This is a genomic window from Sorangium sp. So ce124 (genome assembly GCF_051525235.1).
Taxonomy (GTDB): Bacteria; Myxococcota_A; Polyangia; order Polyangiales; family Polyangiaceae; genus Sorangium; species Sorangium atrum.
Genome location: NZ_CP150312.1, coordinates 6,825,758 through 6,851,390, shown reverse-complemented (window position 1 = coordinate 6,851,390; position 25,633 = coordinate 6,825,758). Strand labels below are relative to the sequence as shown.

The window sequence follows — 25,633 nt, the reverse complement described above, 5'->3', positions numbered from 1 at the left end:
CACACGGGACGTCCGGGGGCGACGTCCATTCGCGGTCGTTCTCCGGCTCCAGCGAGAGGGAGCCGGCGCGCGGTGGGCGCTCAGCGTCCTGTGGAAGCGGCGATCCGCGCAAACGCCTCCACGCTGAGCGTCTCGCCGCGCGCGTCGAGCGAGATGCCGGCGTCCTTCGCGTGCCGCTCGAGCTCCTGGGCGGACCAGCCGTAGAGGTTCTTCCAGGCGTTCCGGAGCGTCTTGCGGCGCGCCGAGAACGCGGCGCGCACGGCCGCGCGGAAGGTGTCCGTCTCCTCGGCGCGCCGCGGGCGCCACGGCGTCAGCACGACGACCGCCGAGTCGACCTCGGGCCTCGGGTAGAACGCGCCGGCGCGCGCGATCAGGAGGCGGCGCACGTCGAACGCGGCCTGCACGAAGACCGAGAGCGCGCCGTAGTCGGCGCTGCCCGGGGCGGCGACGAGGCGCTCCGCGACCTCGAGCTGCACCATGAACACCGCGCGATCGATCTGATGCGCGACGGTGGTCGCCTGCTCGAGGAGCCGGCCCGTGATGTGGTACGGGAGGTTGCCCGCCACCGCGTGCGGCCGCGCGTGGCCGGAGAGCGCGCCCACCCAGTCGACCTGCGCTGCGTCGGCCTCGAGCAGCGTCAAGCGGCCTTCCTCGATCGGCCCAGCGAGCTGCTCGCGCAAGATCGGGACGAGGTCGCGATCGCGCTCGATGGCGACGACGTGCGTGGCGCGATCGAGGAGCGGCCGCGTGAGCGCGCCGAGCCCTGCTCCGATCTCGATCACCGCGCCGCCCTCCGTCGTCGTGGCCGCCTCGGCGATCCGGCGCGCCGCATCGACGTCGACGAGGAAGTTCTGCCCGAACCCCTTCTTCGGGGAGAGACCGCGTGTGCGCAAGAGCTCTGCGATGGCCATCTCTCGTCCTCAGATCTGCGGCGGGTGCGCCCCGTCGTGGGCTGCTTCTGCGGCTCTGCTGGGCGCGGCCGCCGCGCGCAGCCGCACCACGCGCACGCCGACCCTGCGGAGAACGGCTTCGCGGCGCGTCTGAGCTACCCGCGCGCGGATGAGCACCGCCTCGGCCGCGATCGGCGCGAGCTCCTGGAAGGCCTTGTTGGCGGGCGTGGGGCCGCTCTGCCCCTCGTCGCCGTCGCTCTCCTGCGGTCGCGGCGCCTCCCAGGGAGGGCCGAGCCCTGGCTCGAGATCCGGGAGCGTCCACACCACGTGCACAGCCTTCCGCGAGAGCCGACGCACGGCCTCCGAGAGCTGGCTCAGCTGTGCGTCGGCGGGAGGCGACGCGAGGACGTAGACCATGCTCGCGCGCGGCTTGACGCGCGCGATGTGCGTGAGCGACTCGGCGACCGCCACGGCGGGATCGCGCCGATCCGGCTCGGCGCGCGCGGGCGACTCGATGCCGTAGCTCGCGAGGTAGCGGCGCAGGGTCCGTTCGCGCTGCGAGCGCCCGAGCGGCGCCGGAGCCGAGAAAGGCGCACGCGCGCGCATCGACTCCGCGCGGGCCGCCAGCCGATCGATGTCGCCGCGGCGCAGATCGTCGAGGCCGCGCGCGTCGAGCGGCCTGAGGTGCTCGATGACGCGCGCCGCGACGTCCGGCTCGTCGAGCTCGCTCCGCTCCGCGTCGTACGTGCCGCACCCGACGGTGAGCGCTTGCGCGATCTTCTGGCCATGCCCAGGGCCGTGATCGGGCGCGATCGTCACGCGCGGGCCTGGCGCCAGGATGATGAGCCCGACGCGGTCGCCGCGCCCGAGGTGCCTCGTCGCGATGGCCGCGGCCTCGTCGATCATGAGATCGAGCGGAGCTCGGCCGAGCGGGCCCGCCCAGAGCTCCACGGCCGCGTCGACGAGGATCCAGACCACATCCCGCTCCTCGCGCTCGAACTCCCGCACGAGCAGTGTGCCCCGGCGCGCGCTCGCCTTCCACGCGATCTTCCGGAACGGGTCCCCCGGCTGGTGCTCTCGCAGCTCGCGCAGGTCGTCTCCTTCGCCGCGTACGCGCCCGGGCTTGCCTGAGGCAGCGAGGAGGTGACTGCGTCCTCCGCGCGGCTGCGTCAGGTAGGGCATGAAGGGCCGCGGGAGCACCTCGATGCCGTACGGGTTCGCGAAGGTCAGGGGTACCTCGAAGAGGCCCGGGGCGCCGTGCACCTCGAGCGCGAGCCCGTGGAGCCCGTGCTGCCCGACGCGCGGCGTTCGCACGATGACCTTCACCTTGAGCCGACCCGAGGCGGAGACTTCGCCGCGGTTCGGCTCGATGCGCACGTCGAGCTGCGACGACGCGATGGTGCGCAGCTTGACGTAGCGCGCCGCGAGGGTGTCGCGGTTCCTAACCTCGGCCTCGATCTCCACGGTGCCTCCCCGCGCGGAGCGGAGGATTCGCCGCGAGCCGCCCCAGAGCATCTCGAACCCGGCCGCGCGGATGCGCGCCACCGACACCAGCGTCACGCCGCGGGCGAGCGCGATCGCGACAAGGATCGCCCCGCCCCAGCCGACGATCGCTGGCTCGCGCGCGATGAGCCCGGCGCCCATGACCGCGACGCCGGCGATGGCCAGGTGGGCGGCGGTGCGCGTGGGGTAGAGCTGCATGCGGATCTACGCCGGCCGCGCCGCGCGCCTGTACCCCACGCGCTGAACCGCCTCGTCGATGACCGTGTCGCGCGCCTTGGGGTCCACGTCGGCCTCGGGTACCAGCACGAGGCGATGGGCCAGCGTCGCTTGTGCCATGCCGCGCACGTCGTCCGGCGTGACGAACGGGCGCCCGCCGATCACCGCCGCCGCCTTGGCGGCCTGGACCAGCGCGAGCGTGGCCCGCGGCGATGCGCCGAGCAGCACGCGAGGGTGCGTGCGCGTGAACGCGGTGAGGTTCACCGCGTACTCGTACAGATCCTCCTCGACGTGGATCCTTCGCGCGACACCCTGCAGCATGAGGAGGTCCTGGACGGAGAGCGTCGCCCGCGCCCGCGGCGCCTCGACGTTGTGCGCGCGGAGCATCGCCACCTCGTCCTTGTGCTGCGGGTAGCCGAGGCTCACGCGGATGAGGAACCTGTCGATCTGCGCCTCGGGCAACGGGTAGGTACCCTCCAGATCGATCGGGTTCTGTGTCGCGAGCACCATGAAGGGCGACGGCAACTCGAAGCGATCGCCTTCGATCGTCACCTGTCGCTCCTGCATCGCCTCGAGGAGGGCCGACTGGGTCTTCGCCGGGGCGCGGTTGATCTCGTCGGCGAGGACGAGGTTCGCGAAGATCGGACCGGGGCGCAGCGTGAAGGTCCCTTCCTTGGGCGACAGGACATAGGTTCCCGTGATGTCGGCGGGCAGGAGGTCGGGCGTGAACTGGATCCGCCGGACCGACGCGCCCAGCGCGGCCGCGAACGCCTTGACCAGCGTGGTCTTCGCGACGCCGGGGACGCCCTCCAGCAGCACGTGCCCCTGCGCGAGCAGGGCGGTGAGCATCAGATCGATCGCGCGCGACGATCCGATGTAAACGCGCGTGATCTCTCGCCGGACCGCCTCGATCCGCTCCTTGGCCGCGGAGATTTCGTCGACGGCGACGGCCTGCACCTGGTTCATCGAGCGCCTTTGTCTGAGTGGGGGGTGGCGAGCTTCGCGTCTGTCGGCGACGGGGGCGCCGTCGCAGGATCAGGGGGCGCGCCGGCGTGACGTCCGCGCGACGGTTTCCGGCCGTCGGCGCCGCAAGCGGCGAGGACGTTCCGCACGACGTCGGCGGCGTGCATGAGCGTGGGCCTGGACACGTTCGCCGGTTTGCCGGCGACGACGGACGCTTCGACTCGGTACATGGTGCCCAGAACATCCTTGAAGGCCGAGAGGGCTCGCTCGTCAAGAGATCCCTCTCGCGCGACCAGCCGCGCGACCGTCTCCTGCGCCGGATTCGCATCCAGGCCGAACCGCAAGGACAGCGCCTCGAACAGGGCGCTCTTCAGCTCGAGGAACGCGAGCCCTCGCGGGGAAGAGGGGGCGGCGAGGACGGCGACGCGCCCGGCTGCGCCTCCCTGCGCGACGAGCGGCGTCGGGCGGGCGTACCGGGGGAGCGGGCTCCGGTAGGGCCGCGCGGAGGCGCGCGCGGTCCAGATCGCGAGGCCGAGGCCGGCGAGCGCCGAGAGCGCGAGGAGGGCGCCGCCTGGAAGCCCGTCGCGGCGGGCGTCCTCGACGGCGCTCGCGAGCGCCTTGACCTGCGCGTCGAAGTCCTTGCGGAGCGACGTCTCGCCGCCGAACGAGCTCTCTTCATCGAACCGGTTCGCGACGATGTGGAGCCGCCCTCGGCGCGGCTCCGCCCCATCCTCGTCGACCAGGTAGCGGGTCAGGCCCGAGGCGAAGGCGCGGTTGCCCGGGTACCTGAGCATCATGTTCATCAGCGCGGACGGGTCGCCCATCGCGAAGAGCCGTCCCTTGCCGACCTGCCCGGCGACGGCGAGGATCACGTCCGGCTCGCTGACGGCGCGGATCCGCAGCACGGGCGAGAGGTTCGGATGCCGGAGGCCGGTCGCGTGGTTCGTGACGAGCCGCTCCACGTGGCTGACGACGGGGTGCCTGCCGACAGAGTGGCCCCCGACGGTGTCGGCGACCGGCTCCGCGATCGCGAGGGAGGGTCGGTTCCGGAGCGCGGCGAGCGGCCGGGCCGGCGTGGGGATGCGCTCGATCTGGAACCGCCTGAGCGTGTCGTCGCCGCGGCCGAAATCGTCGATGATGGCGAGCCGCCCCCCGGCCTTCATGAAGGCGGTCGTCTCGTCAGCGTCGAGCGTTTGCAGCGGGTGGAGGACCAGGATGCCGTCCTCGGGGCCGACCTGGCTCCAGTCGAGCACAGCGACGGGGTGGACCCTCGCGGCCCCCAGCTCCGCGCGCGCGATCTCGAGAAGCTCCGAACAACCCTCCCAGCTCGGGTCGTTCACGTCGAAGGCGGCGCCTGCTGCTCGGGCGGGCGCGAGCAGCGCCATCAGTGCGACGAGCGCCGCCAGGAAGGAGCAGGATGTGACCTGCGAGCGCACCGGGCGACGCCGATCTTCCCGAACAAGTTCGGGAACGGAGCCGGAACCGGAACTGGAACTGGAACTGGAACTGGAACTGGAACTGGCTCCAGGACCAGAAGCAGAACCCGACCCTGAGCCTGAGGAGCATGCGTGCGCAAACCACGCGCCGTGCCGCGTCATGAGCGCCGCGAACATACCACTGTCGGCTCGACCGATAACCTTGACCCGCCATCCCACATTGCTAGATTCGCTTCTAAGAGCGGGGTGCTTTCTCGCAGACCTCGTTCCACCAACTCAGCCGAGCACTCTACGAGGTGGAGGGGTTAGTCGATGCTTCCTCCGTTCATCATCGAGCAAATACGGCAGCGCGAAGAAGAGAAGGATCGGTCCAGAAGAGAAGAAATTCGACCGCGCCTCGAGCTGCCGATCGAACGCTACCCTGCACCTCGTCGTCTTCCGGACTCGGAAGAGGACGATCCCAACCGGGGCGTCATCATCCTCGATCTGGGCTGACGCCACGGGTAGCACGCGCTCCCGCGTGAACCTCCCGGAGACGCTGCTCCAGCAAACGCGTCCTGGACGACGTACTTCCCCGACACTCATCGTTTTTCGCGAATTCCACGAAGTTGATGACCGTGCATGCACGCGGATCTCGGCTCCGCGCTCGCACCGGGCTCGTCCGGCGAGGACGGTCGGCGACGGGCAAGAGCGGCCTTGCGCTGGCTGCGGTGGCCCCAAAGTTGTCCTCCGCGGACGTGCCCTGCGCGTGCGGGGTTGACCCCCACCAGGATCTTCGCCTAGGTTGCGCCCCCACTTCTGGCGCCTAGCACTGAACGAGCTACGCTCGGGCGCCTCCAGAGCAGGCCGTGCACAACGTGCGCACGGGCTCTTCCATATCGATCGAGGTTCTACAGATGGCCGTTCATATTCGCCTCGCCCGCGCGGGCACCAAGAAGACGCCCTTCTACCGCATCGTCGTCGCCGACCAGCGCAGCCCGCGCGGCGGCAGGTTCATCGAGCGGCTGGGCACGTACGACCCGCGCAGGACCGAGATCCGCCTCGATGTTCCCCGCGTGAGGCACTGGATCTCGAACGGCGCCCAGCCGACGCACACGGTGGCGCTGCTCCTGAAGCACCCTGGGCTGGCCCAGGCGGCCGCCCCCGCGGACGCCGCGAAGTAGCATGGCCTCGTCGACGTCTCCGCTGGTCGATCTCGTCGCGCTCGTTGCCCGCGCGCTCGTCGATCAGCCGGACCGGGTCGTCGTGCGCGAGGTCGCGGGAGATCGCTTCCCCCGCATCGAGCTGACGGTCGCGCGCGAGGATATCGGCAAGGTGATCGGCAAGGACGGGCGCACTGCGCAGTCGATCAGGACGTTGCTGAGCGCCGCCGCGAGCAAGTCGGGGCGCCGCGCGCACCTCGACATCCTCGACTGAGGCGAGCCCGACGTGGAGCGACGCTACGTTCCCGTCGCGGATGTCGCCCGTCCGCATGGCGTCCAGGGGGAGCTGCGGCTGCGCCTCTACAACGAGGCGTCCGACCTGCTCCTCACACGCCCTCCGATCAGGCTGCGCCTTCCCGACGGCTCTGCGCGGGACGCGAAGATCGTCGCGACGCGGCCCGTCGATAAGGCGCTGCTCGTGCGGATCGCCGGGATCGACGATCGGGACGCGGCCGAGGCCCTGCGCGGAGCGACGGTGTGCGTGCCGCGGGATGCGTTCGCGCCGCTCTCCGAGGGCGAGTTCTACGCCTGCGACGTCGAGGGGGCGCGCGTGATGACGCCCGATGGCGGCTTGCTCGGGCACGTGAAGTCGCTCCAGTCGTACCCGACCTGCGACGTGCTCGTCGTGGAGAGGCAGGGCGCAGATTCCATCGAGATCCCGCTGACCGAGAGCTTCGTCAGCAGCGTGGACGCGGAGCGGCAGGTCGTCCAACTGGCGACGCTGGAAGGCCTCGTCTGAGCCGCCGCTCCACGCAAGGGAGCCCGCCTCGGCAAGTTTGATGCGCATCGACGTAGTCACCCTGTTTCCGGAGCTCTTCGAGGGGTTCCTGGCGATCGGCATGGTCGGGCGCGCGCTCGCGTCGGGCGCGCTTGCCGTGCGGACGCGCAGCCCGCGTGAGTTTGGCATCGGCCGGCACCGGAGCGTGGATGACACGCCTTACGGCGGCGGCTCAGGCATGGTGATGCGCGTCGACTGCATCGTCCGCTGCATGGAGGCGCTCGACGAGGCCGCCGCCGAAGGCGACGCGACGAACCCGCCTCCCGAGGCCGAGGCGGGAGGGGCCTCGGTGCCTCTGCCGCGCGCGCACCGGGTGCTGCTCACGCCGCAGGGGCAGCCTTTCCGTCAGGAGAAGGCCATCGAGCTCGCGGCGCGCCCTGCCGTCGCGCTCGTTTGCGGTCGCTACGAGGGGTTCGACGAGCGGGTCCGCGCGTTCGTCGACGAGGAGATCTCGCTCGGCGACTTCGTGATGACCGGCGGCGAGGTTGCGGCGATGGCGGTGATCGATGCGTGCGTGCGCTTGCTCCCAGGGGTGCTCGGAAACGCTGTGTCGGCGGAGCACGAGTCGCACAGCCCGGCGCTTTCAGGGCTCCTAGAGTACCCGCAGTACACCCGTCCCGTGGAGTTCCGTGGGCACAAGGTGCCCGACGTGCTGCAGCAAGGAAACCACGCGGCCATCGCGCGCTGGCGACGAGCGGAGGCCGAGCTGCGCACCGCCCAGCGCAGGCCCGACCTCTGGCGCAAGGCGCGGGGGGGAGAGCCGCCCCCGGATGAGAGCGGCGAGGTCCGGCGATGAGGCTCGCGCTGGCGCTCGTTCACTACCCCGTGCTCGACCGGTCCGGGGAGACGGTGACCACGGCGATCACGAACCTCGACCTGCACGACATGGCGCGGAGCGCGCGCACGTACGGGGCCGAGCGGCTCTTCGTCGTTCATCCGGTCGCCGCTCAGCGCGCGCTGGCAGAGCGCATCAAGGAACACTGGGTGATCGGCTCCGGCAAGCGCCGGATCCCGGATCGCGCTGTCGCGCTCGATGTGCTGAGCGTGGTCTCCAGCCTGGACGACGTGTACTCCGCGCTGAGCAGCTCGGGTCGGGGCGGCGTCGAGGTCTGGACGACCGCGGCGGCCTCGCGAGGGCTTCCGGTGACGAGCTACGCAGCGACCCGCGCGCGCCTCGCGCAGGCGAGCGATCCGGTGGTGATCCTGTTCGGCACAGGCTGGGGCCTCGCGCCCGAGGTCATCGCCGATGCCGACGTCCGCATCGAGCCGATCAGGGCGGAGGCGAGCACCGGCTACAACCACCTGAGCGTGCGCGCCGCGTGCGCGATCACGCTCGATCGGCTCCTCGGCGACCGGAACGCCGGGTGATCCCGCGTGGCGCGCGGTCGTCGAGCGTGGATCCAGCACCGCCGCGCGCCCTTCCGGTCCATCCTCCTGCGATGAGCGAGCGCGATGCCCATCGTGCCGCCGGGGAGGCGAGCGCGGCGCGAACGACGCCCGACCGGCTGGTGCGCGAGCAGGCGTTCGCGCTCGGCTTCGATGTCGTGGGCGTCGCGCGCGCCGACGAGCCGCTCGGGATCGAGCACGCGCGGTACCTGGAGTTCGTCGCGCGCGGCATGCACGGGGAGATGGGTTACCTCGCGGACTACGCGGAGCAGCGGCGCCGCCTGGACACCGGCGCGATCCTCGAAGGAGCGCGCTCGGTCGTGTGCGTCGGCCGCAGGTATGCCCGGCCCAAGGAGAGCGAGCGGCGCGACCCGTCGCTCGCGCAGAGCGTCGCGCGGTACGCGCGCGGGCAGGACTACCACAACCACCTGAAGCGGCGGCTCCGGCGGCTCGCAGCGTTCATCCGATCGCTCGCGCCATCCGTGTTCGCGCGGCCGCTCTGCGACGTCGAGCCGGTGATGGAGCGCGTCTGGGCGGCGCGCTCCGGCATCGGCTTCGTCGGCAAGAACGGGCTGATCATCACGCCGGGGCAGGGGAGTTACCAGCTGCTCGGCGAGGTGGTCACAACGCTGGCGCTCGTCCCCGACGTGCCCATCGCGGAGCGCTGCGGCTCGTGCACGCGCTGCCTCGACGCGTGCCCGACACAGGCGTTCGACGCGCCCTTTGTCCTCGATCCGCGGCGCTGCGTCGCGTACCTGACGATCGAACAGAGGAGCGCGCCGGCCGAGGCGCTGCGGTCCGGCATGGGTGAGCACCTCTTCGGCTGCGACGTCTGCCAGGAGGTCTGCCCCTTCAACAGGACCGCGCCTCCGCCGCTCGAGCGCACCGCGCCGTTCCATCCTCTGGCCCGATGGGAAGCGCGGGACGTCGACGACCTCGTGTCGCTCGACGAGCAAGCGTTCGACGCGCTGACCGTCGGGACGCCGGTCCGGCGCGCGCGACGCGGCGGGCTCGCCCGAAACGCGACGATCGTCGCTGCGAACCGGCTGGCGAGCGGCGCGGAGGGCGCGGCCGCAGCGAGCGCGAAGCGCGCGCTCGTCGCGGCGCTCGCCCATGACGACGCCTCGGTGCGCGCCGTCGCCGCGTGGGGGATGAGCCACGCAGGGGGCGGCGAGCCGGCGAGCCCGGGCATGCCGAGGCCTGATGGGCCGATCGAGGATCCCGGTGCAGGTTGAGGCGCGCCGCCCGCCGCGATCGAGCGCGGCGCTGAAGCGCGGCGCTGCTCGGGCGCTCTTCGCGGGCGCGCGATGATCCGCTACGGTGTCCGCCGGCAAGGCGCCGCGCGCACGAGCACCAACGTGGATCTCCCCTCCAGGCTCCGAGCGCTCCTCGACGATCTACGCCGGCACGATTCCGTCCTCTGGCGGCGGGCAGTCGACGCTGGGGTGACCTACGGCCCGGACCTCCTCGTCCGGCACAGCCCTGCGTTGTTCGGGCTCGTCGTCGGGGCGGTGTTGCCCGAGCAGCGGCGGGCCGTCCGCAGGAACCTGCGGCTGGCGCTGGGCGAGCGGGGGACGCTCGACGAGTACCGCGACGTCGCCCGGGTGTTCATCAACTTCGCCAGCTGTCTGACGGACGCGTTCATCGCGGGCAGCAGCCGGCCCGATCGGCTCACCGGTCTGTGCGTGAACGACGAGCACTTCACGAACGCGTTCCGGCGGGGCCTCGGCGTGATCGTCGTCACGGCGCACACCGGCGGCTGGCAGGCCGCCGCGCCGCTGCTGCGATCGGTGCACGCCGCCGACGTGCTCATCGTGATGCAGCGCGAGCGCGACCAGCGAGCGCAGGCCATCCAGGACGGCACGCGAGATCGGGTCGGCGTACGGATGCAGCACGTCGCCGACGATCCGCTCGCGGTGCTCCCGCTGCTCGCGCACCTCAGGCGGCAGGGCGTCGTGGCCATCCAGATCGATCGGCTTCCGTCCGGGATGCGCGGGCGCGACGTCGAGCTCTTCGGGCGGCCCTGGCGCGTCCCGGAGGGCCCGCTTCAGCTCGCGGCGGCCAGCGGCGCGCCGATCGTCCCCGTGTTCACGCGGCGGACCGGCTTCATGGAGTACGAGATCTGCATCGCGCCGCCCATCTCGCTCCCCCGCAAGCCAGGATCGTCCGAGCTCGACGTGGCAGCGCGGCAGATCACGGCGGAGATGGAGCGTTTCCTCCGGGACAACCCGACGCAGTGGTTCCACTTCGAATAAATCAAGGATTTTGCTCCTCAAATGAGAAATCGCGCCGCCGTCGGGCACGCGCTGCATCGGCGCGCAAGCTGGGTTAAGAGTCCGCGCTGATGGCCCGCCTCCTCGTCGGACTGCCCTCGCTCAAGGGCGATATCCAGAAGTACAAAGATCGCTTCGATCTGGTCGAGCTCCGCCCGCTCGATACGTCGCTGCCTCGCGCGACGACCCTGCGCAAATGGCGCAAGGCGGTGCCGCCGGGCTTCGTCTTCAGCGTGGTGCTGCCGCGCGTGGTCGGCGAGCTCGCCGGCGGGCGCGAACTCGACGAGGCGCTCTCGGCCTCGCTCGAGGTGGCGGCCGTGCTCGAGGCGCGGTGCGTCCTGCTCCAGACGCCGGCGTCGCTCCGGCCGACGGCGAGCAACCGCAAGAAGCTCGCGGCGCTCTTCGAGCGCCTGCCCGCCGAAGGGGTCGTGCGCTGTTGGGAGCCCTCCGGGATCTGGGAGCGCGACGACATCGTCGCGACCGCGCGCGCCGCGAAGGTCATCCCTGTGCTCGACGTCGCCCGCGACGCGCCGCCGCCCGGGCCGATCGTCTATACGCGGCTGCGCGCGCTCGGGCGGTCCTCGTCGATGGGAGCGGCCGCGCTCGAGCGGGTCGCCGAGCGTCTACGAGGACGGCGTGAGGTGTTCCTGGTCGTCGAGGGCGACCGCGCGCCGCAGATCAAGTCGCTGCTCGCGGCGGCGCTCGCGCGCACGCCCGATCGCTCCACGGCTTCGGCTGTGGTAAGGCCGACCATGCCCATGCCCAGCACCCTCGTCGCCGAGGACGAGGAGCAGTGATCCGCGGCGCGGCAGCCACCGCGAGCGACGCCTTTGCGGCTTCGGCCGCTCGGGCCGCGCTCGAGTCCTCCGGCAGCGCGATCGACGCGATCGTCGCCGGCTTCTTCGCAGCGGCTGGAGCGCAGCCCGACGTGCTGCTGGCGCCCGCCGTCGCGCTGGCGGCCGGTGTCGGCGTGGGCGCGAGGGCGTTCGATGGACGGGCGATCCAGCCTGGGCGCGGCGCGCCGCGGCCGCGCGGGTTCGTCGACGGGCAGAGCGTCCCGGAGGCCGCGCACGTCGCCGTTCCGCGCTCGCTCGGCATGCTGGTCCTGCTGCACGGCTACCTCGGACGCGCGCGGCTCCGTGAGCTGGTTCGCTCCGGTGTGGCCGCGGCCGAGCGCGCGGGCGCGAGCGGGCGCGCTGCGCTGCTCCGCGAGGTCGGCTCGCTGGGCGCGGTGGCGCTCCGGGCGCGCGATGTGGAGCGGGCGCTGCTGGCCGTCGGAGGGTCGGTCGCAGGGGGAACGCTGACCGCCGAAGACATCGCTGAAGCGATACCCGCCGAGGTGGAGGCCGTGTCGACCACGATCGCGGAGGGCGCGACCGCGCTCCAGGCGCCCTGGCCGGTCGGGGACGTGGCGCGACCCACGGACGCCATCGTCGCCTGCGACGGCTGGGGCACGGTCGCAGCGCTCGCCTACACGCGCACCGACGATGGCATCACCGTCCCCGAGCTCGAGATCGTGCTCGGCCGCGACGCCGTCCCGGTGCGCCGCGGGATCACGCGCCTCGCTCCCGGTACGCCCCTGCCCGCGGCCGCGCCGATCGGGATCCTGCAGCGCGGCGCCTTCGCGGCTGCGATCGCGCTCGCAGGCAAGCCCACGATCGAGGTGAACGTCCTCACCGCGCTCCTCGGCGGCACCGCGCTCGAGGCTGCCCTTCATGACGTCCGCACGCGGCAGGGAGCCAGCGCCGCCATCGCCGTCCTGCGCGACGAGCGCGACGCGCGCTCGGCCAACCTCGCAGCCGGCTTCATGGCGGGGACAGGGACGCAGCCGGCAGAGGGGTGAGACGCAGCGGGCGTCGGTCGGCCGAAGCGGAGATCGGCCGGCCACGTGGCTGCCGTAAGCCGACGCGGCGCGGGCCATCGAGGGCGCCGTGGAGGAGCGCTGAGGCTGCAGCGAGGCGCATCGAGCCGCTGCGCAACGTGCGCTGCGCCCGACGCCTGCCAGCTCGCGCCGGCTGCAGACGCCGCGTGCCGTCATGCACGAGGCGCTTCTAGGGCTGGAGATGGATGGAGGCGAACCCCGAGAGGGGGAGAACAGAGCGCGGCGCGCATCCAGCCGCGAAGCGGCGGCCGACATTCAGGTCGGCCGGCGCGCCGACGCTGGGCCTAGAGCGCGACGCCGTAGCGCTTTGCGTAGGCGACAACGCCGATCTTGTCGATCGTGCGGATGTCGCGCGTCGTGAGGTTGAGCTTCACGAAGCGGTTGAGCTCGGGGACCCAGACGCGCCGGGTCTGGATGTTCACGAGCTGCCAGCGCTTGGTCTTGATGTTGGAGTGGGAGACATTCTGCGCCAGAAGCTTCCGCTTCCCAGTGATGTCGCTCTTCGCCATGACGTCCTCGGTTGGAAGGGGCCCTGCCTCGGTGCCCCGACCGTAAATCGAACTAGCCGGCCGGGCGCACGCCCTGCGCGGGGGAGCAGGGGGGCTCGGGAGCGCGGGAAAGTGAAGGAAGCCGGGGGACATGTCAAGCGTCCTCCGGGGGGCATTGCCGCAGCGGAGTGGAAATCTCCATCGGTGAGGTCGAGCGCGCGCTGTTGCCGGCCGGACGCAGGAGGGGATGGGGGAGGGCTCGGGTCGCAACCCGGCCCGGACGAGCCTCTCCCCTCGGTGTCCCCGACGCCTTACGCGTCTCCCGACGCGCGGCCTAGGTCAGCCACTCGCCGCCCGACGGCGGACGCCGATCGCGCCCGTCCTTCTCGTTCTCGGGACGGCGTGAGTGCAGATCGATACGCCGGGCGTCGGCTGCCAGGCGCCAGGCCAGGATCTGGAACAGGCCGAGGCTCGTGATCGCGGACGTCGCCGCGAACGCAAGGCCCGCGGAGAGCACAATGACGATGTCCCGGGGCGAGAACGCGTCGACATGCGCGAGCCGACCAACGACGAGGTCGGCCGTGAAGGCGAGCACCACAGCGACCGCAAGGAACGACCCGGCGCCCGTCGTCTCCGCACCCATGAACCCGGTAAGACTGGACAGGACCGCCAGGATTACCAGCAGGGAGCCGAGATGGCCCAGGTGTGGATCGTGCAGAGCGAGCTGTACGACCGCATGCCCGAACGATGGGAGCGTGACGAGGAAGGCGGCGACGAGCAGCCACCGCGCGCCGCTGTAGGCCCTGTAGCGAGACCGGAAGACGAGCGCCGCCGGGAGCGCTATCGCCGCGACGGCCCGGGCGGTCCCCCAGCCCACCGCGGTCCCCGAGCTCTGGAGGCCGATGACGGTCGCGATCGCCCCGAGCACCACCATGGCGACGGCGCGCTGCCGGTAGCTCACCGACGTGAGCGCGGTGAACAGCGCGACGATGCCCAGGACGAACGCAGGCGGCCCCGCGACAACGCCGTCCGGGCGGAGCCCAGCGATCGACAGGCCGCCGAGCAGAAGGAAGCCGGCGCCCACCGCGGCACACCAGATCCGCGCCGCGTCCTGCGCTGGACGCATCGGCGCCAGGTCCTCCATGAGCGCTTCGGACGCGAGCAGCGGCTTGGTGACGTGCTCACGCGTGCTCGGGGGCGCCGCCTCGACCTGGATGGCCGGGTTCGACTCGAGGCGCCGATCGACCGGAGCGACGCTGATCGACGCCGCAGCGGGTTCTTCCTGGGCGCGGTCGGCCGGGCTGTCGCCGGCTGTGGCGCCCTCCGGCTGGGCTGGTGCTGCCTTTTCCCGTTCGGCGATCGCGCGACGGCTCGCTGGCGGGCGGTCGCGGCTCGCCTCTCCGAAAGGCTTTTCCATTGATGGAGCTGGATCAGATCTCACGGGCGTCGAAGGGAGTGCTGCGGAGCTGACCGAGCAGCTCGGCTGAGGTGAGCCGCGCGACCAGGGTGCGCCCGAAGTCTCGCACGGCAGGGAATCCTTGCCCATCCATGGCAAGGGATTGCTCGTCCATGTACAGCCGGCGTGCAATCTCGATTTGCACGGCGTGGACGGCACGGTGCGGTTGGCCGTAGTGCGCGGTGCTGAAGCCCCCTTTATAGGGGTCATCATGGCGCACGGAGAAGCCGCAGGCGCGCGCGTGCTGATCGACCGCGTCGATCACCGCGCTCGCGGCGGTCGTCCGCCCGCGCGTGCCGGGGACGATGTCGGCCCGACCGATCGCCCCCTCCGCGTGGCCGCGGCGGCTCTGGCTCGGCATCGAGTGCGCGCAGAGGAGGATCGCGAAGCCGAAGCGCTCGCGCTTGCGGGCGAGGAGCGCGCTGAGGGCCCCGTGATAGGGGCGATAGAAGCGGTCGAGCCGGCGCTCCACCTCTTGCCGCGGCAGCCGGGCGGCGAGGATGGGCTCGCCGTCCGTGGTCATGCGCCAGATGAGCCCCCGCGGGAAGGGCACCCGGCCGCCGCCCTCGACCGCGTCGCCGTCGCAGTCGGCCTCGCTCCGGTTGAGATCGACGACCAGCCGGCTCATCCGGGAGAACAGGAGCGTCGCCCCCTCGGCCGGAGCGTCCTGGAAGAGCGCGTCGACGTACAGGTCCGCGTCGCGCCCGATGCTGCGCGCCGGCGCGATGGTCCAGGACAGCGACTCGGGATCCACGTGGACGCCCGCGTGCGGTACCTCGACGAGGACCGGGCTTTCCGCTCCGCGGGGCTCGATGACCTCGAAGGCTGACACCACGAGGCCCACTGTGACGCATTCCGCGTCCGGCTGGAACCAGGACGGGGAGGTGAAACGCCGGAAGAGAGAAAGACGTACTGCCGTTCGGGGCGTTCTGGGCCGCTCCGCTCCGGCCCGGCTTTCTGGCGCGCTTCGCCGCTTTCGAAGTACCGTTGGCCGTGGACCTCGCGACCTGGGTGGACGCCTACCTGGATCACCTTCGCGTCGAGCGGGCTCTGGCGCCCCTGACGCTCGAGGCGTACGGCCATGATCTCGCCAAGCTCGTCGCTCACGCAGAGGCGAGCGGGATCACGACCGTCGACGGGCTCGACCAGGCGCTGATCGGCACCTACCTGGTCGCGCTCGGCCAGGCCGGGATCAGCGCCAGCTCGGCGGCGCGCCACCTCTCCGCGGTCCGCGGGTTCATCCGCTTCCTGCTCCGCGAGCGCCGCATCGAGCGGGATCCGTGCGCGCTGGTCGAGCGACCCAAGGTCGGACGGCGGCTGCCCAAGGTGCTCTCGTTCGACGAGATCGCGCTCCTCATCGAGGCGCCCGAGCAAGGGACGTTCAAGGGGCTGCGCGACCGCGCGATGCTCCATGTGATGTACGCGGCCGGCCTGCGCGTCAGCGAGGTGGTGCGCCTCAAGCTCGCGGACATCGACCGGCGCAAAGGGATCGTGATGGCGCTCGGCAAGGGGAGCAAGCGGCGGCTCGTGCCGCTCGGCGAGCCGGCGCTCGCCGCCATCGACGCCTACCTGGAGCTGCGCGCCACGCACCCGCGCAGCGCGGCGACCCAGGTGCTGTTCCTCTCGCCGCGCGGCGGGTCGCTCACCAGGCAGGCGGTGTGGAAGCTGCTCGGCGGATATGCGCGCGCCGTGGGCATCGCCAAGCCGAGCTCGCCGCACAAGCTCCGCCACTCCTTCGCGACCCACCTGCTCGAGGGGGGCGCGGATCTCCGGAGCGTCCAGGCGCTCCTCGGTCACGCGAACGTCGTGACGACCGAGATCTACACGCACCTCGCCGACGACCACGTGCGCGCCGCGTACCGGCGGGCGCACCCTCGCGCGTGAGCGCGCAACACGGCTATTTGCAGCGTTTGAGGAATTTGCCGCAAGGCTTGCTCGCCGCCTGCCCCGCCGGCTGAGCCGGGGGGATCTCGGTGAGCTGGAACTCTTGCACGAGCGGCGTTCCGGCCTTGACGACCACGCTCATGCTCCGCGGGAAGTAGCCGGTTCGCTTGACGCTCACCTTGTGCACCCCAGGGGTGAGCCCGAGCTCGACCTCCGGGGCCTGAGTCACCTTGCCGTCGATGGTGATCTCCTCGCAGGCGACGGGCTTGCAGGAGATCTTCACCGTCGCGTCGGTCGCCACGCCGGCGTCGGTCGAGGCGCCGGCATCGATCGGAAGCTCGGCGCTCGGGGTGCCGGCGTCGGCGGCCGGCGCGCTGGGGGCTGGCTCAGGCGGAGCGGGCTCGGCCGACAGCGCAGGGGGAGCCGCCGCGGAAGCGCTGGTCGAGGCGCTGGGGCTCGGCTGCGCCTTGTCCTTGCGGTCCAGGACGTACCATGCGGCGGCCGTGCCCCCGACGAGCAGCACCCCAACGATGCCCACCATCAGGGAGGCCGCCTTGCCCCACGGCGACCGCGGCGCGGTGCTGACCGCCGTCAGCGCGGGGACGCCGCTTCCACGGGACGGGGTCGGGCCCTGGGCCGAAGGCGACGGCGCCTGTCCGGCGGGCGCGTCGGCAGAAGGATGCGGCGAGGGCGCGAGCGGCGGCGAGGGAGAAAACGGCGAGGGCGACGGCTGCGGCGAGGGAGAAAACGGCGATGGCGACGGCTGCGGTGAGGGTGAAAACGACGAGGGCACCAGCTGCGTGGCGTCGCCGGGCGGCAAGGGCGCGGGCGCGCTCGCCGCGGTGACGGCAACGGGCGGCGGCGCGGGCGCGACCGCCTCGTTCACCGAAGGGGACAGGGCGAGCGTCGAGCCGACCTCGATCGCGGCCGCCGAGAAGCCGCTGAGCATGGCCGCGAGCTCGCTCGCCGAGCGGAAACGCTCGCGTGGATCGTGCGCCAGCGCGCGCGCGAAGGCGCCGTCGAGCACGGGGCTCAGCGGGATGCCGAGCTCCGCGGCCCGCACGGACGCGGCGAGGCGCGGCGCCATGAGCTCGCGCTGCCAGGCCTGGACGTCCACCTGACCCTGGCAGGAACGCCAGTACGAGCGACCCGTGAGCGCGAAGAAAGAGACCAGCGCCGCGGAGAAGATGTCGGCGGCCGGTCCCGCCTGGCCGCCCGGCTGAAGCTGCTCGGGCGCCAGCCACGGGGCCGAGAGGACGTACCCCTCCTGCGTCGGCAGCATGCTCCGCGCGAGGGGCGGCCCGAAGTCGGTGAGCTTCACGCTGCCCGGAGCGCTCGGGTCGATGAACAGGTTCGTCGGCTTGAGGCCGTGGTGGGGGACCTCGCGGGCGTGGGCCGCGTCGAGCACCGCCGCGAGAGAGCGGAGCATCGAGCCGACCTCCTCGAAGCCCATCGGCCGGCGTCGCACGAGCTCGCCGAGCGACGGGAACGGGATCATGTCCGTCACCGTGAAGGGCGCGGCCGTCGCCGGGTCGTAGCCGGCCTCGAGGATGTGCGCGGCGAGCTCCGGCGGCAGCCTGTTCGTCTCGGCCACGTACCGCTGGAGGTGCTGCATCGCGTCCGCGCGCTGGCCGACGACCGGCGAGTACAGCTTGAGGGCGACGTCGCGCGCTTGCGCCGTCACCGCGCGGAAGGTGGCCGTCGCGCCCCCGTAGCCGAGGAGCGAGCGGACCGAGAACCTCCCCGCGATGACGCTGCCCGGCGCGACGTTCGGTGCCGTCACGCGATCACTCCGCCGCGACCGAGATCGACTCGATCGATTGCAGGATGGTCTCGTCGGCGCCGGAGTTGTCGTCCTCGGGGACGAAGCCGAGCCCCAGCACGATCTCCCCGTCCTTCCCGGTGTCGCCGAAGATCAGCAGCGGGCCCTTCCTGGCCCCGCGGGTCGCGCCTTCCTTCTGCCAAAGGCCGATCTTCCGCCCGGCGACGTCCTTGATGTCGTCGGGCTTCTTCCAGTTCACCTTCTTCTTCGGCAAGGTCACGTTGATCTCATGCGCCAGCGCCTCGAGCGCGGCGTCGCGCTTCTCGATCGCCTGCTTGCCCTCGCCCGCGTCGATCTGCGCCGTCGCGAAGGCCGGGCCCTCGTCCGCGGCCTGCGCGATCGTGGCGCTCTCGGCCTGGGCGTAGGTCCAGCCCTTCGCGGGCGTGAACACGAGCGAGCTCTGGGCGATCTTCGCCCGGGTCGACGCCTCTGCCTGGCACTGCTCATCGAGCGCCTTGCAGGGCTTCGGAGCAGGGGGAGGCGGAGGCGGAGGCGCCGCTGTCACGGTCGGCGGCGGCGCCACGGGTTGCGGTGGAGGCGGCGAGCTGCACGCCGCGGCGAGCGCCGCCGCAGCGCCCAGCGCTAGGGTAGGCAATCGTCGGAAGAACATTGCGCCCGAGCGTTGCAGGACCGGACCCGGTACGGCAAGTAAAGAGCGACTGGGGGGAGACAGCTTGCGCCGCAGGGTGCGGCCGGCGCCGCACGGAAGGCCGACCGCGCCGGAGCAGCCGCCCGGCGCGGTCGCGAGGCGCAAGGGCTACTTGACGACGGCGCCGACGTCCTGTTCGACCTGCTCGGCGACGCCGACCGGCACCTTGCCGTAGAGGCGGGTGCGCTCCGTGACCAGGAAATAGTCGGGCTTGCCGCTCGCGCCGGGGGGCCCCTTCACGAGCTCGGCGAAGCCGATGTCGCCAGAGCGGCCTGTGTACTCGATCCGCACCACGACCTCCTTCTGCTCCGGGGCAGCGGCCACGTACTCGGTGGGACGGAGGCGGTCGAGCTTGGTCATCCAGTTGCCGACCGTCTCGTCGTTCTGCTCGGGGCTCGCCGGATCGGCCCAGAACTTCTTGCCCTCGTCGCCGCTGCGCACGACCTCGCGGCGCCTGTCCCCGGCGATGACGCGCGCCCTGGCGAGATCGACGTCCTTCCACTCGTGCAGATCCCGCTCCAGGAGCCGTGACTCCGCGGTGTCGAGATCGCGGTAGATGTCGCCCTTGATGGCGTACACCTCGCCCGTGGCCTCGTCGCGCGCGTACCGGTCCGCGCCGCCGGGCGTCGCGCCGCCGAGGACCAGCTTTCGCTCGGCGCCGCGCAGCTTGACGGTGAGCGTGCCCTCGGGCTCGGCCAGGCCGAACTCGGCCGCGCGGTCGTCGCCGATGCGGCCGATCGAGCGCAGCGCCTTCAGCGGCGCGATCGCCTCGGCGAGCTTGTTGCCGGCGGCCACCGAGACGAACGTCGTCGTCTTGACCGTCGGCTCAGCCTGCGCGGGCGGCTCGTCGTCCTGCTCCGCGTCGTCGGGGTTCTGGTGCGGGTCCTTCGGCTTCTCGGCCGGGGGCGTCGTCTTGCGCTCCGTCGTGCCGACGAAGTAGCGGCCCTCCTTGTCCTTCTTCGCCTCGAGGACGACCGTCTTCGATTTCCCCTCGAAGGCGACGCGCTCGACGTCGTCGGCGCGGCCGGCCCAGACGGTCACGTCCGCGACCGAGAGGGCGGCCGCCTTCTCGTCGCGCGTCCAGGCGAGGACCGCGAACAAGGCCGCGACCACAACAAGGCCGAGGTGCACGAAAAAGCTGCGTTCCAACCTCATGCGCGCCTCCCGCTCGCGCGCCGCCCGCGGCGCGTGATGAAGAGCCCGAGACCCAGCACCATGGCCGGAGCCACGAGGATCGTGGCCCAGAACCAGACCTGGTCCTTCTCCTTCGTGTGCTCGATCCGGACGTCCTCGCTCGTCGTGATCTCCCCGGCGTAGCTCTCCTCGCCGCCGAGCCACCGGAGCGCGTCGAGCGCGAGCACGATGTTGGGTTCGTTCCTGAACGCCGCGTCGCTGAACACGTCGGCGTCGGCGACCACGAACGCGCGCAGCTCCTTCTTCTCCTTGTCGTCCCCGCCGGGCGCGAGCTCCTTCGAGACCGCCGCGGCGAGGTTGTAGGCGCTGCGCTTCTCGCTGTCGGCGTCGAATTTGAAGTTGCCGTTCGCGTCGGCGAACGTCTCGCCCAGCGAGCGGACGACGAAGTCGATCTTCAGGTCGCCGCCGTCGCGCTTGTCGAGCGACGACGCGCCCGGGAAGATCGTCGGCGCCTGCTGCGCGTGGCGGCTCAGCGTCGACACCGAGGCGTGCGAGGAGTACCGCGTCGTGACCAGCATCGCCTGGTCCGAGTCGTTGTAGCGCCGTCGCACGTAGACCCGATCGTTCGCCAGGACCTCGGGCTTCCACGTGAGCCCCACGGCGCCGGCGAGCGGATCCAGATCGACCTTGGCGTCCGGATCGAGCGCGAGCAAGAGGTGCCCGCCCTCGTCGGCGTGCCGCTTGAGCGCCGCGACCTCCTCCGGGAGGAACGCCTTCTGCGGGCCGAGCACGATGACGACGCTCGCGTCCTTCGGGATCTCGCTGCCGAGCCCCTGGGCGAGCCCGAGGTCCTTGACGACGTAGTTCTGGGACTCCAGCAGCTTGCGGAGGTTCTTGGTCGTCCGCCCCTCGGGGGAGCTGGCCGACTCGTTCAGCTCGCCGTGGCCGACCGTCAGGTAGGCGGTGCGCTGCGGCCGGATCACCTTGAGCAGCACCTTCTGGAAGTCGGCGTCGAGGCTCTTCAGCTTGGCGCCCGCGCTCTTGATGTCGGAGCCGACGTTGAGCGTCTCGCGCGAGCTGTCGCGCGAGAGCACGATGACGCCGTCTTGCGTGACCTTCGCCTCCTTGGCGAGCGCGGGGACGAGCAGGCGATCCTGCATCTCCACGGTGATCTGCGGCGACGCGGACTTCACCTCGCGCAGGTAGCCCTCCACCTCGGCGCCGACCTCGTTCTGCTGCGGGAAGAAGGCCGTGATCTTGAGCGGCGCGGTCAGGCTCTCGGCGACGCGCTTCGTGGACTCGCCCGGGCGGGCCGTGCGGTAGTACGAGAAGTCCGCCTTGAGATCGAGCTGGCTCGCGGCGAACACGAAGAGCGCCGAGTAGACCGCGGCAAACCCGAGCGTCACGCCCGAGAGCGTCGCGGCGCGCACCCGCCGGCCCTCGATGCGCTCGGCGCGCCGCATCGGCGCGAGCGCCGCCTCGCCGAAGAACAGCGGCACCGTCGCCATGACGAGGAGCGCGATCCAGGCGACCGTCGTGGCCGCGTGGATGCGCGCGCGCATCTCGGGCGCGGCGCGCGAGGCGCCGAGCACGGCCTGCCCCGCGTCGGTCGTCGTGAAGTAGGCCGCCACCGCGACGACGCCGAGCGCCGACAGGATCGCGAGCGCGCGCTCGACCGCGCGGCGCTCGCCCGCCTCGCGCACCGCCGTCGCGAAGCGCAGCGCGGTGACGAGGACCAGGGTCAGGAACCCGAGCCCCGACAGGGCGTAGCGGAGCCACTCGATCGTGGGCACCACGCGCTCGCCGAGGAAGACGGCGAGGAGCGCGCCCGCGTACGCCGGGACCATCCAGCCCCCCGCGCGGATCGCTGGCGCTGTGCGCGGCGCGGCAGGCGCCGGCTCGCCGGCCGGCGGGGCCTCTCGCCCGGCGTCCGGCGGGGGCGCGGAGCCCGCTCCCTCGCCGCGGATCTCGGCCTCGTCGGCCTGAGCTTGCTTGTCCTTCACCGCCACCTCCGCGCCTTCAGGGTGTGGGTCGCCGCGAGCAGGAAGAAGTACGCGACCGCGACGTAGTACAGGACGTTCTCCAGCCGGAGCACGCCGTTCAGGAACGGCTTCTGGTTGAGCGGGTAGAGGTTCAGCGCGCTCACGAAGTCGTTGAGCGGCGGCTCCGTCACGCGGGCGACGAGGAACAGGAAGCCGAGCGTCCCGATGATCGCCGCCCCGAGGATGACCGCGATGACCTGGCTCGCCGCGAGCGTCGAGGCGAAGAGCCCGATCGCGAGCGACGCGGCGCCGAGCAGCAGCACCCCGGAGTAGCCGACCAGGATGTGCCCGACGGACACCTTGCCGTTCACGAAGATGAGCAGCGGCATGTAGATGGTGATCGCCGTCATCAGCGACACCAGCGCGAGCGCGGCGAGGAACTTGCCGGCGATGATCTCGCCGTCGCGCACGGGCGCGGTCTTGAGCAGGATGAGCGTCCCGCTCTCGCGCTCGCCGGCGATGAGCCGCATCGAGAGGATGAGCGCCGCGACCATCGTGATGAACGCCGTGCCGTCGAAGAACTTGAGCAGCACCTCCGCCGACAGCCGCGCGCCCGACCCGAGCGCCGCGACCTGGAAGTAGATGCCGTCGATGAGCAGCGCAGCGGCGGCGACGACGTACCCGAGCGGTGATCTCAGGTACGCGGACAGCTCCCGCCGCGCGACGAGCAATGTCCCTCTCATGTCTCGCCCTCGCCTTCCTCCGCCTGCTCCTCTGCAGGGGCCTTCGTTGCGTCGCCGCCGGCCCTCGCCCTGTCGGCCGCGGCGGACCTGTCCTTCGCCCCGGGCGCCCCACGCGAGGCGAGCCGCAGGAACACCGACTCGAGCTCGCGCTCGCTCCGCTTCACCTCGAGGATGCCGATCCCCGCCTTCACGAGCTCGGCGCACAGCGCCGCGCGCACGTCGCGGTCGGCCTCGACCGCGAAGCTCACGACGTCGCTCCCCGGCTCGGTCGTGGTGAGCTGCTCGACGGACGTGACGCCCTCGACCGCGCGCGTGATGTCGAGCGCCTTCGCCGCCTCGCCGCGCGCCACGCGGTAGCCCGCGCCCTCGGCCGCGGGGCCGCGCACCGTGAGCTCGACCCGGACGCCGTGGAGCAGCTTGGCCGAGAGCTCCTGCTCGGTCCCCTGCGCGCCGATCTCGCCGTCCCGGATCACGAGGATGCGATCGCACGTCTCGCTGATCTCGGAGAGGATGTGGCTGGAGAGCAGGATGGTGTGCTTGCCGCGCAGGCTCCGGAGCAGCGAGCGCATCTCGACGATCTGCACGGGATCCAGGCCGCTGATCGGCTCGTCGAGGACGAGCAGCCGCGGCTTGTGCACGATCGCCTGCGCGATGCCGACGCGCTGCTTGAAGCCGTGGGACAGCGAGCTGATGGGATCCGCGGCCACGTCGTCGAGCTGCGTCACCGCGAGCGCCTCGGCCACCCGCGCGTCGGCCGCGCCGGCGTCGACGCCCCGCAGGCGCGCCGCGAAGTGGAGGAAGGCGCGCACGCTCATCTCGTCGTAGAGCGGCGGCCTGTCGGGGAGGTATCCGATGCGGGACCGCACCTCGTGGGGGTGGTCGACGACATCCAGTCCGTCCACGAGCACACGGCCCGCGGACGGGAGCAGATCGCAGGCGAGGATCCTGAGCGTCGTCGTCTTGCCCGCGCCGTTCAGGCCGAGCAGACCGACGATCTCTCCCGCCTCGATCGAGAACGACAGGGGCCCGATGGCCTTCCGGTCGCCGTAGTACTTGTATAGGTCGCTGATTTCGATCACGGCCGTGCACCCCTCCGCGAAGGGAAGACTCTCCGCGCCGGCGATTCGGATGCCGCAGAGCGCGGCGGTCCAGGCGCCAGCGGCCCCTTACAACAGCGGGTGGCGGAAATCATTCCCGACGCGGAGCGCGGGGGCGCGCTCCGGAGGGCGGTCTTCCCCTCTGACGCGTCGAACGGGACACTCGGTGAAGCGGTGAGCGTAGCGACCAGGACGTGATGGATGTCAGCCTGCTGCGCGGCGAGGTCGGCGATCCGGCAGCGCTCGCCCTGCCGTCAGCAGTGCTCGGCGATGATCGCCCAGCAGGCGTCCGCGAACTCGCGGTACGTCGATCGGTCGAGCGTCGCCTGCGTCACCGGCATCACGTCCTGGTGCTCCGCGAGCATCGGGCGCAGCGCGCCCTCGATGTCCGCGCTCGTCTCGATCCACAGGAACTCTTCGATGCCGTCGGTGATCTGGCCGCGGATGAGCTTCGGCACCTCGCTCAGCCGGACCTTCTTCGGGCTCCGCCGCGCGATCGACGAGGCGATCTGCTCGGCGTGCGCCGGCCAGCGCTTGAGCGCGTCATGGAACGTGGAGCCGACGAGCCGCAGGATCTGCTGGGCGAGCATCGCCACGCGCGGGCGCTGCACGCGCTCCTCGTTCTCCGCCACCATCGCCAGGTACTCGTCGCTCAGGAGCTTGCGCAGGTCGCTCGAGAGGATCTGCTGCGACTCCGGCGTCATCCGCAGATCCGCGACGTGCGCGAGGAAGATGTCCCGCAGCATGGTCAGCCGCGCCGTCACCGAGCCGGTCGGGGTCGTGTCGAGGATCTCGGCGAGCGGGTCGATCAGCCGGCGCCCGAAGGTGGTGAGGATGTGATCGAGGATCCGCTTCTGGTGCTGCTTGTGGCCGAGCACGGACAGCGCGCGTGTGATGTGCGCCTTGCTCGGCGCGTCGACGAGGATCTCCAGCGGCTGGTCCAGCGGCTTCCCCTCGTACATGCGCAGCGACGCGAACATCTCGCGAAACGCGTCCGCCGCGGCCGCCCCCTCGCCCGGCTCGCCGTAGACTCGGATGACGAGCCCCGAGTCGGGGCCGGCGTCGAACAGCCGCCGGAGCTCTTCCCGGATGTCCTCGTCCGTGACGAGCGGCCCCGGAGGGAGCGATTTCCCGCGTGAATCCATGCGCCTCCAGCCTACGGCAAAGCGGAGCGGTCCTGAACCTCTGTGCCCCGAGAAAGCGAGCGCCGGGGGGCGCGCCCGCGGTCCGGTGAGGACGTGCCTGCGGAGATGTCGTACCCCGCACCCAGGTCGCGCCGGCGTGGCCTCGCTGGCCTTCGTGTCTGGAAGCGCCGAAGCCCCGCAGGGCGCGAGGGGGGTGGAGAGGAGATGTCCAGACGCGGGCGGTGCGCTTACATCAGATGAATCAGATGAATCAGATGAATCAGATGAAGACGACGGGCTGCTCCCAGATCGCGAGGACGATGCAGCCCTCCGCGCTCGAGACGCTATGCCGGCTGCCCGGGGCGTTCATCACGAGCGTGCCGGCGCGGTGGTGTCCGCGCTCGTCCGACTGCGAGCCCGCGAGCACGAGGATGTGCTCGTGGCCGCGATGGACGTGCTGCGGCACGGACGCGCCCGGCGCATAGCGCAGGAGCGCGGCCGAGGCGCCGGCGTCGCTGCTACCATAAAGGCGATGAATATCGACGCCCTCCCGGAAGCGCCGCCAGGGGACTGACTCCGGATGAGCGGCCATCGTTGCGACATTCGCAATGATGAATGGCAACTGCACAGGCACAAAATCCCGCGTCGCTGCTGAAAATGTAGCTGTCATCGCGAATCTCCCGTGTTGATGCAACCATGCCACAGCGCGCGGCGCCCACTCAACG

The 25,633-nt window shown here is 71.6% G+C and carries 26 protein-coding genes; 11 read left to right on the top strand and 15 right to left on the bottom strand.

Going from position 1 to position 25,633, the window contains the following annotated elements:
* Positions 1–80: 80 nt before the first annotated feature.
* From rsmA to WMF19_RS25555, 4 genes are read right to left on the bottom strand one after another with little or no spacing between them, the layout of a single operon-like run.
* Positions 81–911, bottom strand: a complete 831-nt coding sequence (gene rsmA / locus WMF19_RS25570; protein ID WP_437901513.1) for a 16S rRNA (adenine(1518)-N(6)/adenine(1519)-N(6))-dimethyltransferase RsmA — start codon at positions 909–911, stop codon at positions 81–83.
* Between the two features lie 9 nt (positions 912–920).
* Positions 921–2,591 (bottom strand): DUF58 domain-containing protein, encoded by a 1,671-nt coding sequence (locus WMF19_RS25565; RefSeq protein WP_437322496.1) that lies wholly within the window; start codon positions 2,589–2,591, stop codon positions 921–923.
* 6 nt (positions 2,592–2,597) lie between these two features.
* Positions 2,598–3,575 carry an AAA family ATPase gene (locus tag WMF19_RS25560; protein ID WP_437322495.1) on the bottom strand — a complete coding sequence of 326 codons (978 nt, stop codon included), beginning with the start codon at positions 3,573–3,575 and terminating at the stop codon, positions 2,598–2,600.
* Positions 3,572–5,008: a DUF4350 domain-containing protein gene (locus WMF19_RS25555; RefSeq protein ID WP_437901512.1), complete on the bottom strand. Its 1,437-nt coding sequence runs from the start codon at positions 5,006–5,008 to the stop codon at positions 3,572–3,574. The genes WMF19_RS25560 and WMF19_RS25555 overlap by 4 nt, the downstream gene beginning before the upstream one ends.
* Positions 5,009–5,320: 312 nt before the next feature.
* Here WMF19_RS25555 and WMF19_RS25550 point away from each other — a divergent pair, with 312 nt between their 5' ends.
* The 10 genes from WMF19_RS25550 (at position 5,321) to WMF19_RS25505 (ending at position 12,490) form a co-directional block, all read left to right on the top strand.
* Entirely contained in the window at positions 5,321–5,503 is a 183-nt protein-coding gene (locus tag WMF19_RS25550) for a hypothetical protein (RefSeq protein WP_157906850.1), read from the top strand.
* A gap of 401 nt (positions 5,504–5,904) precedes the next feature.
* On the top strand, positions 5,905–6,171 hold the full coding sequence (gene rpsP, locus WMF19_RS25545; protein WP_012237071.1) for a 30S ribosomal protein S16: 267 nt from the start codon (positions 5,905–5,907) through the stop codon (positions 6,169–6,171).
* Position 6,172: 1 nt separating this feature from the next.
* Positions 6,173–6,424, top strand: coding sequence for a KH domain-containing protein (locus WMF19_RS25540; RefSeq protein ID WP_012237070.1), 252 nt, complete (start codon positions 6,173–6,175; stop codon positions 6,422–6,424).
* A gap of 12 nt (positions 6,425–6,436) precedes the next feature.
* A complete protein-coding gene (rimM, locus tag WMF19_RS25535; protein WP_272093361.1) occupies positions 6,437–6,949 on the top strand; it encodes a ribosome maturation factor RimM in 513 nt (170 codons plus the stop codon).
* Between the two features lie 40 nt (positions 6,950–6,989).
* Positions 6,990–7,784, top strand: coding sequence for a tRNA (guanosine(37)-N1)-methyltransferase TrmD (trmD, locus tag WMF19_RS25530; RefSeq protein WP_437901511.1), 795 nt, complete (start codon positions 6,990–6,992; stop codon positions 7,782–7,784).
* The gene (locus WMF19_RS25525) at positions 7,781–8,356 is read left to right on the top strand and encodes an RNA methyltransferase (RefSeq protein WP_437901510.1); all 576 of its coding nucleotides are present in this window, start codon (positions 7,781–7,783) and stop codon (positions 8,354–8,356) included. Before trmD ends, WMF19_RS25525 begins: the two co-directional genes overlap by 4 nt.
* Positions 8,357–8,427: 71 nt before the next feature.
* A complete protein-coding gene (gene queG / locus WMF19_RS25520; protein WP_437901509.1) occupies positions 8,428–9,609 on the top strand; it encodes a tRNA epoxyqueuosine(34) reductase QueG in 1,182 nt (393 codons plus the stop codon).
* A gap of 72 nt (positions 9,610–9,681) precedes the next feature.
* A complete protein-coding gene (locus WMF19_RS25515; RefSeq protein ID WP_272093357.1) occupies positions 9,682–10,629 on the top strand; it encodes a lysophospholipid acyltransferase family protein in 948 nt (315 codons plus the stop codon).
* Between the two features lie 89 nt (positions 10,630–10,718).
* A complete protein-coding gene (locus tag WMF19_RS25510) occupies positions 10,719–11,444 on the top strand; it encodes a DUF72 domain-containing protein (RefSeq protein WP_272093356.1) in 726 nt (241 codons plus the stop codon).
* Positions 11,441–12,490, top strand: a complete 1,050-nt coding sequence (locus WMF19_RS25505; protein ID WP_437901508.1) for a hypothetical protein — start codon at positions 11,441–11,443, stop codon at positions 12,488–12,490. The genes WMF19_RS25510 and WMF19_RS25505 overlap by 4 nt, the downstream gene beginning before the upstream one ends.
* Positions 12,491–12,813: 323 nt before the next feature.
* Here the strand turns inward: WMF19_RS25505 and rpmB are convergent, their stop codons facing one another.
* The 3 genes from rpmB to WMF19_RS25490 form a co-directional block, all read right to left on the bottom strand.
* Positions 12,814–13,038, bottom strand: coding sequence for a 50S ribosomal protein L28 (rpmB, locus tag WMF19_RS25500; RefSeq protein ID WP_012237062.1), 225 nt, complete (start codon positions 13,036–13,038; stop codon positions 12,814–12,816).
* A gap of 313 nt (positions 13,039–13,351) precedes the next feature.
* A complete protein-coding gene (locus WMF19_RS25495; protein WP_437901507.1) occupies positions 13,352–14,434 on the bottom strand; it encodes a hypothetical protein in 1,083 nt (360 codons plus the stop codon).
* 13 nt (positions 14,435–14,447) lie between these two features.
* Positions 14,448–15,308: an N-formylglutamate amidohydrolase gene (locus WMF19_RS25490; RefSeq protein WP_437901506.1), complete on the bottom strand. Its 861-nt coding sequence runs from the start codon at positions 15,306–15,308 to the stop codon at positions 14,448–14,450.
* A gap of 158 nt (positions 15,309–15,466) precedes the next feature.
* Between WMF19_RS25490 and xerD the strand changes: the two genes are divergently transcribed.
* Positions 15,467–16,357 carry a site-specific tyrosine recombinase XerD gene (gene xerD / locus WMF19_RS25485; RefSeq protein WP_437901505.1) on the top strand — a complete coding sequence of 297 codons (891 nt, stop codon included), beginning with the start codon at positions 15,467–15,469 and terminating at the stop codon, positions 16,355–16,357.
* Positions 16,358–16,370: 13 nt separating this feature from the next.
* Here the strand turns inward: xerD and WMF19_RS25480 are convergent, their stop codons facing one another.
* The 8 genes from WMF19_RS25480 to WMF19_RS25445 form a co-directional block, all read right to left on the bottom strand.
* Positions 16,371–18,140: a serine/threonine protein kinase gene (locus tag WMF19_RS25480; protein WP_437901504.1), complete on the bottom strand. Its 1,770-nt coding sequence runs from the start codon at positions 18,138–18,140 to the stop codon at positions 16,371–16,373.
* Positions 18,141–18,144: 4 nt separating this feature from the next.
* Positions 18,145–18,774 carry a hypothetical protein gene (locus tag WMF19_RS25475; RefSeq protein ID WP_437901503.1) on the bottom strand — a complete coding sequence of 210 codons (630 nt, stop codon included), beginning with the start codon at positions 18,772–18,774 and terminating at the stop codon, positions 18,145–18,147.
* Between the two features lie 162 nt (positions 18,775–18,936).
* A complete protein-coding gene (locus WMF19_RS25470; protein ID WP_437331068.1) occupies positions 18,937–19,983 on the bottom strand; it encodes a DUF4340 domain-containing protein in 1,047 nt (348 codons plus the stop codon).
* Positions 19,980–21,965, bottom strand: coding sequence for a Gldg family protein (locus WMF19_RS25465; RefSeq protein WP_437901502.1), 1,986 nt, complete (start codon positions 21,963–21,965; stop codon positions 19,980–19,982). Before WMF19_RS25465 ends, WMF19_RS25470 begins: the two co-directional genes overlap by 4 nt.
* Positions 21,962–22,687 carry an ABC transporter permease gene (locus tag WMF19_RS25460; RefSeq protein ID WP_272093347.1) on the bottom strand — a complete coding sequence of 242 codons (726 nt, stop codon included), beginning with the start codon at positions 22,685–22,687 and terminating at the stop codon, positions 21,962–21,964. The genes WMF19_RS25465 and WMF19_RS25460 overlap by 4 nt, the downstream gene beginning before the upstream one ends.
* A complete protein-coding gene (locus WMF19_RS25455; protein WP_437901501.1) occupies positions 22,684–23,766 on the bottom strand; it encodes an ABC transporter ATP-binding protein in 1,083 nt (360 codons plus the stop codon). The genes WMF19_RS25460 and WMF19_RS25455 overlap by 4 nt, the downstream gene beginning before the upstream one ends.
* A 272-nt stretch (positions 23,767–24,038) precedes the next feature.
* A complete protein-coding gene (locus WMF19_RS25450) occupies positions 24,039–24,929 on the bottom strand; it encodes a hypothetical protein (RefSeq protein WP_437331065.1) in 891 nt (296 codons plus the stop codon).
* A 259-nt stretch (positions 24,930–25,188) separates the two neighbouring features.
* Complete coding sequence (locus WMF19_RS25445; protein ID WP_437901500.1) at positions 25,189–25,500, bottom strand: cupin domain-containing protein; 312 nt, start codon at positions 25,498–25,500, stop codon at positions 25,189–25,191.
* Between the last annotated feature and the right edge of the window lie 133 nt (positions 25,501–25,633).

Coding starts and splice junctions, on each gene's coding strand:
- WMF19_RS25565 (WP_437322496.1), bottom strand. CDS start 2,591: ATGCAGCTCTACCCCACGCGCACCGCCGCCCACCTGGCCATCGCCGGC.
- WMF19_RS25560 (WP_437322495.1), bottom strand. CDS start 3,575: ATGAACCAGGTGCAGGCCGTCGCCGTCGACGAAATCTCCGCGGCCAAG.
- WMF19_RS25450 (WP_437331065.1), bottom strand. CDS start 24,929: ATGGATTCACGCGGGAAATCGCTCCCTCCGGGGCCGCTCGTCACGGAC.
- WMF19_RS25495 (WP_437901507.1), bottom strand. CDS start 14,434: ATGGAAAAGCCTTTCGGAGAGGCGAGCCGCGACCGCCCGCCAGCGAGC.
- rpmB (WP_012237062.1), bottom strand. CDS start 13,038: ATGGCGAAGAGCGACATCACTGGGAAGCGGAAGCTTCTGGCGCAGAAT.
- WMF19_RS25525 (WP_437901510.1), top strand. CDS start 7,781: ATGAGGCTCGCGCTGGCGCTCGTTCACTACCCCGTGCTCGACCGGTCC.
- WMF19_RS25510 (WP_272093356.1), top strand. CDS start 10,719: ATGGCCCGCCTCCTCGTCGGACTGCCCTCGCTCAAGGGCGATATCCAG.
- rpsP (WP_012237071.1), top strand. CDS start 5,905: ATGGCCGTTCATATTCGCCTCGCCCGCGCGGGCACCAAGAAGACGCCC.
- WMF19_RS25540 (WP_012237070.1), top strand. CDS start 6,173: ATGGCCTCGTCGACGTCTCCGCTGGTCGATCTCGTCGCGCTCGTTGCC.
- trmD (WP_437901511.1), top strand. CDS start 6,990: ATGCGCATCGACGTAGTCACCCTGTTTCCGGAGCTCTTCGAGGGGTTC.
- WMF19_RS25470 (WP_437331068.1), bottom strand. CDS start 19,983: ATGAGGTTGGAACGCAGCTTTTTCGTGCACCTCGGCCTTGTTGTGGTC.
- rsmA (WP_437901513.1), bottom strand. CDS start 911: ATGGCCATCGCAGAGCTCTTGCGCACACGCGGTCTCTCCCCGAAGAAG.
- WMF19_RS25445 (WP_437901500.1), bottom strand. CDS start 25,500: ATGGCCGCTCATCCGGAGTCAGTCCCCTGGCGGCGCTTCCGGGAGGGC.
- WMF19_RS25550 (WP_157906850.1), top strand. CDS start 5,321: ATGCTTCCTCCGTTCATCATCGAGCAAATACGGCAGCGCGAAGAAGAG.
- WMF19_RS25460 (WP_272093347.1), bottom strand. CDS start 22,687: ATGAGAGGGACATTGCTCGTCGCGCGGCGGGAGCTGTCCGCGTACCTG.
- queG (WP_437901509.1), top strand. CDS start 8,428: ATGAGCGAGCGCGATGCCCATCGTGCCGCCGGGGAGGCGAGCGCGGCG.
- WMF19_RS25515 (WP_272093357.1), top strand. CDS start 9,682: ATGATCCGCTACGGTGTCCGCCGGCAAGGCGCCGCGCGCACGAGCACC.